Below are 8,230 nucleotides of genomic sequence, written 5' to 3' on the forward strand. Positions count from 1 at the left end.
TTTATTTATAAATGCGGCCAGTGTTCTTCATTACTTTGAAGTAGCTTTTGCCACCGCTTATCAGTTAGCATGAGTCTCGGCATGGTATGGCGTTACAGTTTGTTTTTGGCGAAAGAGATTATAACGCCTTATCATGCCGTTCAAAAAACAATCACGAAAGATCAACACGCCCTAGCAAATTGCGCTGGATCAAAATGTGACAAGCCAATGGCGTGTTACAAGGTGGCATCAAAAGGGGAAAGCACTTTCTGCTAAATCCTCTGTTACCCCTACAAAAGGAGTCAAAGATCATGTCGAGCACTTTCTTTATCCCAGCCGTCAACCTGATGGGTGCAGGATGTCTTTCAGAAGCCGCAGACGCCATTCAATCTCATGGATTTAAAAAAGCCTTAATTGTTACCGATAAGGTGCTTAACGAAATTGGTGTGGTTAAACAAGTCGCGGCGTTACTGGACAGTCGTCAGGTTGACTGTGTGGTATATGATGGCACTCAGCCCAACCCTACCACGCAAAACGTGGCGCAAGGCCTTGAGCTTTTGCACGCGAACCAATGTGATTGTGTGATTTCTTTGGGTGGCGGATCGCCGCATGACTGTGCGAAAGGCATTGCCTTGGTCGCTGCGAATGGCGGTCACATCGGAGATTATGAAGGCGTCGATCAATCAGCGAAACCTCAATTGCCCCTGATTGCGATTAATACAACGGCAGGCACGGCGTCTGAGATGACGCGCTTTTGTATTATTACGGATGAGGCGCGTCATATTAAGATGGCGATTGTCGATAAGCACACCACGCCAATTATCTCGGTGAATGATCCGGAGCTTATGCTCGCGAAGCCCGCTTCACTGACAGCAGCGACTGGTATGGATGCGTTAACTCACGCCGTTGAAGCGTATGTGTCAACTGCAGCAACACCGATCACTGATGCCGTGGCACTCAAAGCAATGACCTTGATTCAAGACCACCTCCGTACCGCGGTCGCTGATGGTCAGAATCTTGAAGCTCGTGAACAAATGGCGTATGCGCAGTTCATGGCCGGTATGGCGTTCAATAATGCGTCACTGGGCTATGTACACGCTATGGCGCACCAGCTCGGTGGGTTCTATGATCTCCCTCATGGTGTGTGTAACGCGGTATTGCTCCCACATGTTCAGCGCTACAACGCGCAAGTCTGTGCGGGCCGTCTACGCGATGTGGCAACCGCGATGGGCGTTGATACCGAAAACATGACCGAGGATGAAGGCGCGAAAGCCGCAATCAAAGCGATTCAATCACTGTCGACCGATGTGGGCATTCCAGCAGGCCTCAATGAATTGGGCGTTAAACAAGCAGATATTGATGTGTTAACGGAAAATGCGCTGAAAGATGCTTGCGGGTTTACTAATCCGAAGCAAGCAACCCATGAGGAAATTGCCAAGATTTTCATGGAAGCTATGTAATTTGCCGCTAACCTAATAGTGAAGAACAAAAGGCCTGAGTGATCAGGCCTTTTTTAATGAGTATTAATCGCTTCTGTCTTCCACTTCGACGATTTGGTTTTGGCAAGGTTGGCCATCCAGCACGGACTGAATGTTCACCAATGTGGTTTCGGCAATGTTGTGCAGTGCTTCTTTAGTTAAGAAGGCTTGATGACCGGTAATCAATACATTGTGGCAGGCTGAAAGTCGACGGAATACATCATCGACAATCACATCATTCGACTTATCTTGGAAAAAAAGATCGCGTTCATTGTCGTAGACATCTAAGCCTAATGAACCAATCCGTCCTTGCTTGAGTGCCTCAATGGCCGCAACGGAATCAAGAAGCTCGCCACGGCTGGTGTTTATTACCATTACACCGTCTTTCATTTTCTCGAATGCGTCGGCACTGAGTAAATGGTAGTTCTCTTTAGACATCGGGCAATGCAAAGAAACGACATCACTTTGCGCATAAAGCGTTTCTTTTGATACATATTCTGCCCCTAGTTCAAGAGCCTGTGGGTTTTGATACGGATCGTGACAGAGTAGGCGCATGCCTAGGCCGTTAAGGATACGCATGGTCGCAATACCAATTTTACCCGTGCCAATAATTCCAGCCGTTTTGCCATGGAAGTTGAAGCCCACTAAACCCTCGAGCTCAAAATTTGCGTCGCGGGTACGTTGGTACGCTTTATGGAAACGACGATTAAGACACATCATCATGCCGACCGTGTGCTCGGCGACCGATTCAGGCGAGTACGCAGGCACGCGCACAACCGTGATCCCTAGTGACTTGGCCGCGTCAAGATCGACACGGTCGTATCCAGCGCAACGTAAGGCAACGAGAGAAGTCCCTGCCTTTGCAAGAATTTCAAGTACGGGGCGAGACAGATCGTCGTTCACAAACGCACAAACCGCCTCGGCACCTTGCGCCATTTTGGCCGTTTTGTCGGTGAGTTGAAAATCGTGAAACTCAAACGTGTACTCAAAGGCGTCGTTGACATGGGCAAAGGCGGCCTTGTCATAAGATTTCGCGCTAAATACGGCAATGGTCGTCATTAAATAGCCTCCGGTTTAATCGGGGGGAGGAGAATGTTCTCTATCAATAACGTGATTTGGATCGAAAATAAACCCTTAAATTTATCAGGATATTCGTGCCAGCTATGCATGAAGGGACAAAGCCGAACGTGTGTTCGGCTTAGATAATATCGTGCCCCCCTAGCTTGGCTAGAAATTCATCGTGGCATTAATACGCACATCTCGGCCAGCGGCTGGCACGCCGGCAGACAGATAGGGCGTATAATATTGATCGGTTAGGTTTGTGATGGTAGCGCGTAGCACAAAATCATCGCTGGGCTTCCACTCACCATACAGGTTTTGGAAAAAGTAGGCGTCACTGGCAACGTTTGCCGTGTGCAAAGAAGGTGCGTTTGGAACACGATCTTGTTCGTCCCAATATTGTCCTTGCCAAGCGACTTGAATAGTCTCCGTCAGTTGGCGTCCAATCCCAAACATTGCACTTAGTGGCGGGTTTTCATACCAGTACTCGTCATCGCCTGTACTATCGCGCAATGAGCCTTTATGTTTCCCTCTAACCATAGAGACAGATGCATCGGTAAACCAATCGTTGAGGCGATATTGTAATTGTGCATCGAAGCCATAGGTATATAGCCCATCCAGATTGGTGTAATAGCCTTCTTTTTGTTTTGTTGCATTCACGCCACGGCGCTGGGCAACGTCATCGATGATATCGTTCCAAAATAGCGTGACCTCTGTGGCTAGATGATCGCTGTCTGTTAACATATGTTGACGTTTATCAGATAGACCCAATAGATACGCATTGACGCGAGTTACAGAAAGATCGCGACTTGATGATGCCCGTTTAGACGCCCTTGCATACTGCACCGTATACAATTCGTCAATCGTTGGTGCTTTCAACCCATAGGCATAAGCGGCTTTGATTTGTGTTGATGAATTGACATCGTAGGTCAATGCAATACGCGGCTCCCAGCCTTGATGGGTGATAGCGCTGTAATCATGACCGACAGAGGGATCGTTATAATCAGGTGCCGGGTTTGGCACACCTTGTGAGCGAATATGGTTATAGCGTAGCGAGGCGGTTAGTTCGAGATCCGGAGTAATAAAGTATCTATCTTGCACAAACACACTTTGCGTTTTCTGCTCGCCAGATGGTTCAAAGTTTGGCGTATAGTAGCCGTAGTTTTTCGCTAGCTTTTTGCGATAGGTATGGTTGTAAACGTGCGAATTTCGGTTTTGGTCTTGATATTGAGCGCCGATCATGACTTCGTGATCACCCACGTGACTCGTATTCGTCAGCTCTGCAAACCAACGCTCATACGATAACCACACCTGATGCCCGTATTGACCCGAAGTAATATAGGATTGATAGGTGCTATCAGGTCTTTCCCAGTAACGATGATTTTGTGAGTGCGCGATCACGACATTGGTGTCGATATAGTTGTTAAAGGGCTGGTAGTGATAATTCAGCGTACTGGTATATTCGCGATAATGATTGTCTACTGATGTGGCAAATAATGCCGCTTCGTAGCTACCATATTTCTTGATTTTATAATCACTGATCGAAGGCATGGCGCCGCGCCGGTTCGCCCATGGCTTTCTTCCCTGATCGTCATATCGGGTGTGGCTAAACATTAAATTGTGTGCGTCAGATTGATAATTGATTTTACCGAGCAGGCTATGTTGCGCATAGCCTGAGAAATCAAATGTCTCTCCGTTGCCTAGCTCAATATCATCGGCATCACGCCGTGATCCATGAAGCAATATTGACCAGCCAGAGTCAGATTTGCCAAAGGTCGTGATACTGCGTTTCCATTGTTGGTTTACGCTATTAAATCCTACCTGAGCTGTGGTACCAATTGCCTCATTCGCATCAAGAAAGTCAGCAGCTTCTTTTGTTTCCATGATAAAACTGCCGCCAAAAGCGCCCACACTGGCGCGAACATTGTGATCGCCTCTTACCACACGTACAGATCGTAGCAACTGAGGGTCAAGGAAAAAGCTGCCATAGCGATACTGTTGAAACCCGACGGGGGCACCATCTACACGGACAGACAGTGCTGATGGGTGAGAAAATCCCCACACATTGATACGTTCACTGCCAGGGCGTGCGCCGGCATCAAGCGAGACGCCGGGCATTTTCATCACCAACTCTCCGATATTATGAGCCTGTTCGCGTTGAATATCGTCCAGCTCTAAAGCCGATTCTCCCGGGGCGATGAGGGTAATAGGATGGTTTAATTGCTCACCTTGTATCTTAATGGTTTCAATGCTGTCGGGAGAGCGATTTGTGTTAGCACTGGCGGTATGAGCGCTAACGGCGAAGGCTGCCAAAATGGCAAAGCGTAAAGGAGGATACGGCATACTCATCATGTCTTACTGGCATATAAAAGTGCGCACTATACGCTGACCCGGAATGACTAGCAATGCTAATGAGATTGATTATCAGTCATATGGAGTGGTGATTTTTATTGTCAAGCAGTATGATGATGGGAAACTCTCAATAGGAATGGACATGTTTACCGGAATTATTCAAGCGGTGGCAAACATTGATGTTTGTCGTGATCACCAAGGCATTCGCACGTTCGATATCCGTTTCCCAGATGGTTTTTGTGAGGGGCTAGAAATTGGTGCCAGTGTCGCGATTGATGGCGTATGTTTGACGGTCACTGAGCGGTTAGACGCCAATCTTGTGCGCTTTGATGTGATGCTACAAAGCTTAGCGATAACGACGTTGCGATCGTTTAACACTGGCGATAGCGTTAACGCGGAGCGAGCGGCGAAAGATGGCGCGGAAATCGGCGGACATCCGTTATCGGGGCATGTGGATTGCTGTGCTTTAGTACATGACGTGTTGTTTCAAGAAGAAAATTGTCGATTGCGATTTTCCTTAGCAACGTCATGGATGCGCTATATCTTTGCCAAAGGGTATATCGCCATTAATGGCGCAAGCTTGACCATTGCCGACGTGAACAAGGATGAGGGTTGGTTTGACGTTTGGTTGATCCCAGAGACGCGGCGAATGACAACGTTCGAGCGAAAGGCTGTCGGTGACTCCGTTAATATAGAAATCGAGCGACAAACCCAAGTGATGGTGGATACCGTGCGTGATACGTTGAGCGAAAAGCTTGGCCCCTTGCTTCCGGTGCTCGAATCGCTTGCGAAAGAGCAAGGAATCGATCTTGATACACTCGGAGTCTCAACGCCAACTTTTCGATAACAATGACGTAACAATAAAGCGCGCCCCTCAACGATCACTGTATAGATATGAAGGGCGCCAAGCCTTGCCATTCCTGCCTTTCTAGTCATCCTCCTATGTTTGCGCATTTTGTGCGCGAACTTGCTCAAATAACGATGTGGTTAACAAAAATGTCAGTATTAAGTGATAAAAATATGCTCGAACGCTCATTTTTGTTGTGAGTTTGTTTTCGAGATGCTGTGATTATGCAAAATGGTAGTGTGGCTTTGAACGTGTAACCCCTACTAACAGTGACAAGGATAACCATCATGGAAAAAGCATCGTCGACGCTATTAGGCGAGTGCGTGTCCGAGTTTATCGGCACGGGCTTACTTATTTTTTTTGGTGCGGGCTGTGTCGCCGCGCTTGTGTTGACCGGCGCGGAGTTTGGTCAATGGGAAATCAGTATCATTTGGGGCTTTGGTGTGGCAGTTGCTATTTACTGCACCGCGGGTGTCTCTGGCGCGCACATCAACCCTGCCGTTACCATCGCTCTCGCAGCTTTTCATGGCTTTAATAAGAGTAAAGTGGTTCCTTACATTATTGCTCAAATGCTCGGCGCGTTTGCGTCAGCGGCGCTTGTTTACAGTCTTTATAGTAACCTTTTCGTCGAGTGGGAAGTCGCAAACAATGTCGTGCGGAGTAGCCCTGAGGCTCTGGCAACCGCAGGTATCTTCTCCACCTATCCGCATCAAGCCCTGTCTTTCATGGGCGCGATGGCGGTTGAGTTTGTGATCACGGCGGTGTTGATGTTTGGCATTTTAGCCTTGGGTGATGAAAACAATGGCGCTGCACGTGGCCCGATGAGCCCATTACTTATCGGTATTTTGATTGCGGTTATCGGTGGTTCGTTCGGTCCATTGACGGGGTTTGCAATGAACCCAGCGCGTGACTTTGGTCCTAAATTGTTCGCCTTCTTTGCCGGGTGGGATTATGCCCTGACAGGCGCACGCGATATTCCTTACTTTATTGTGCCCATTGTCGCACCCATTTTAGGGGCCTGCTTCGGTGGTTGGCTGTATCCAAAAGTGATCGCCCCATACCTGCCTCAAGAGGGCCACGGTTGCACCATTCCGAATCAGTGTGATGATGAAGAATTGGAGCTGGCTGACACCGAGACGCAAAAAGTAAACGCATAAGCATAAGTAGCAGGCGCGTATAAGTGCGCCATAACGACTAAAATATAAGAGATAGAAGGAAACCCAATTATGTCTACGCCCAAATATATCGTTGCGCTCGACCAAGGTACGACCAGCTCACGCGCCATCGTCATGGATCATGACGCGAACATTGTCGGTGTGTCTCAGCGCGAATTTACGCAAATTTATCCTCAAGCCGGTTGGGTCGAACATGATCCCATGGAGATTTACGCGACACAAAGCTCAACACTGGTTGAAGTGTTGGGTAAAACCGGTATCCGCAGTGATGAGATTGCTGGCCTTGGTATTACCAACCAGCGTGAAACCACGATTGTCTGGAATAAAGAAACCGGAAAACCCGTATACAACGCGATTGTGTGGCAATGTCGTCGTACCGCTGATATCTGTGATGACTTGCGGGCGCGTGGTTTAACCTCATATGTTCGCGACAACACAGGGCTTGTACTTGATCCGTATTTCTCTGGCACAAAAGTGAAGTGGATTTTGGACAACGTCGAAGGCGCGCGAGAAGACGCAGAAGCGGGTAAGCTGCTGTTTGGTACCGTGGATACTTGGCTGGTCTGGAAGATGACCCAAGGGCGCGTTCACGTGACGGATTATACCAATGCGTCTCGAACTATGTTGTTTAATATCAACGACATGTGCTGGGATCAAAAAATGCTCGATGAGCTTGGCATCCCTGCGTCAATGTTACCTGAAGTGCGCCGATCTTCTGAAGTCTATGGGCAAACGAATATCGGCGGTAAAGGGGGTACACGTATTCCCATTGCTGGGATTGCGGGTGATCAACAGGCTGCACTATTTGGTCAAATGTGTGTCGAAGCTGGACAGGCGAAAAACACCTACGGCACAGGGTGCTTCTTGCTGATGAACACAGGCCAAGAGAAAGTTACGTCTTCACATGGTCTGCTGACAACTATCGGCTGTGGTACACAGGGTGAGCCCTCTTATGCGCTTGAAGGTGCGGTATTTATGGGCGGTGCCTCTATTCAGTGGCTTCGTGATGAGCTAAAAGTGCTCGAAGACGCGCATGATTCTGAGTATTTTGCCACTAAAGTAGACACGTCTAACGGTGTTTATGTGGTGCCTGCCTTCACGGGATTAGGCGCGCCATACTGGGATGCTTACGCCCGCGGCACCATTGTTGGCTTAACGCGCGGTGTGAATTCAAACCATATTATTCGAGCGACATTGGAAGGGATTGCTTACCAAACTCGTGACGTATTGGATGCGATGCAAGCCGATTCATCACCGACCAGCTAGGTACCCCGTCGACATTCGAATCGAATGGTAACAGGCCTTACGTAACGGTCTGAAGCCATTCGATCCCGAAAGGG

Annotated in this window: 5 protein-coding genes and 1 pseudogene; 4 read left to right on the forward strand and 2 right to left on the reverse strand. The window is 48.4% G+C overall.

Annotation, left to right across the window (positions count from 1 at the left end):
- The first annotated feature begins 290 nt into the window (after positions 1 to 290).
- Positions 291 to 1,439, forward strand: coding sequence for an L-threonine dehydrogenase (gene yiaY, locus DZ54_RS0107060; protein ID WP_025673563.1), 1,149 nt, complete (start codon positions 291 to 293; stop codon positions 1,437 to 1,439).
- Positions 1,440 to 1,502: 63 nt separating this feature from the next.
- On the opposite strand, the gene DZ54_RS0107065 is transcribed toward yiaY, so the two are convergent.
- A complete protein-coding gene (locus DZ54_RS0107065; protein ID WP_025673564.1) occupies positions 1,503 to 2,516 on the reverse strand; it encodes a 2-hydroxyacid dehydrogenase in 1,014 nt (337 codons plus the stop codon).
- 168 nt (positions 2,517 to 2,684) lie between these two features.
- Positions 2,685 to 4,859 carry a TonB-dependent receptor domain-containing protein gene (locus tag DZ54_RS0107070; RefSeq protein WP_051415955.1) on the reverse strand — a complete coding sequence of 725 codons (2,175 nt, stop codon included), beginning with the start codon at positions 4,857 to 4,859 and terminating at the stop codon, positions 2,685 to 2,687.
- 151 nt (positions 4,860 to 5,010) lie between these two features.
- Here DZ54_RS0107070 and DZ54_RS0107075 point away from each other — a divergent pair, with 151 nt between their 5' ends.
- From DZ54_RS0107075 to glpK, 3 genes and pseudogenes are all read left to right on the forward strand, one after another.
- On the forward strand, positions 5,011 to 5,715 hold the full coding sequence (locus DZ54_RS0107075; RefSeq protein ID WP_025673566.1) for a riboflavin synthase: 705 nt from the start codon (positions 5,011 to 5,013) through the stop codon (positions 5,713 to 5,715).
- Between the two features lie 287 nt (positions 5,716 to 6,002).
- Positions 6,003 to 6,872 (forward strand): MIP/aquaporin family protein, encoded by an 870-nt coding sequence (locus DZ54_RS0107080; RefSeq protein WP_025673567.1) that lies wholly within the window; start codon positions 6,003 to 6,005, stop codon positions 6,870 to 6,872.
- Between the two features lie 69 nt (positions 6,873 to 6,941).
- Positions 6,942 to 8,141: pseudogene (gene glpK / locus DZ54_RS0107085) on the forward strand (glycerol kinase GlpK); the annotation flags it as partial.
- Between the last annotated feature and the right edge of the window lie 89 nt (positions 8,142 to 8,230).

Origin of the sequence: Salinivibrio socompensis S35, from assembly GCF_000513715.1 — a bacterium.
Classification (GTDB): domain Bacteria; phylum Pseudomonadota; class Gammaproteobacteria; order Enterobacterales; family Vibrionaceae; genus Salinivibrio; species Salinivibrio socompensis.

Excerpts from the sequence above, each read along its gene's own strand:
- DZ54_RS0107065 (WP_025673564.1), bottom strand. The coding sequence starts at position 2,516 with ATGACGACCATTGCCGTATTTAGCGCGAAATCTTATGACAAGGCCGCC.
- DZ54_RS0107080 (WP_025673567.1), top strand. The coding sequence starts at position 6,003 with ATGGAAAAAGCATCGTCGACGCTATTAGGCGAGTGCGTGTCCGAGTTT.
- DZ54_RS0107070 (WP_051415955.1), bottom strand. The coding sequence starts at position 4,859 with ATGCCGTATCCTCCTTTACGCTTTGCCATTTTGGCAGCCTTCGCCGTT.
- DZ54_RS0107075 (WP_025673566.1), top strand. The coding sequence starts at position 5,011 with ATGTTTACCGGAATTATTCAAGCGGTGGCAAACATTGATGTTTGTCGT.
- yiaY (WP_025673563.1), top strand. The coding sequence starts at position 291 with ATGTCGAGCACTTTCTTTATCCCAGCCGTCAACCTGATGGGTGCAGGA.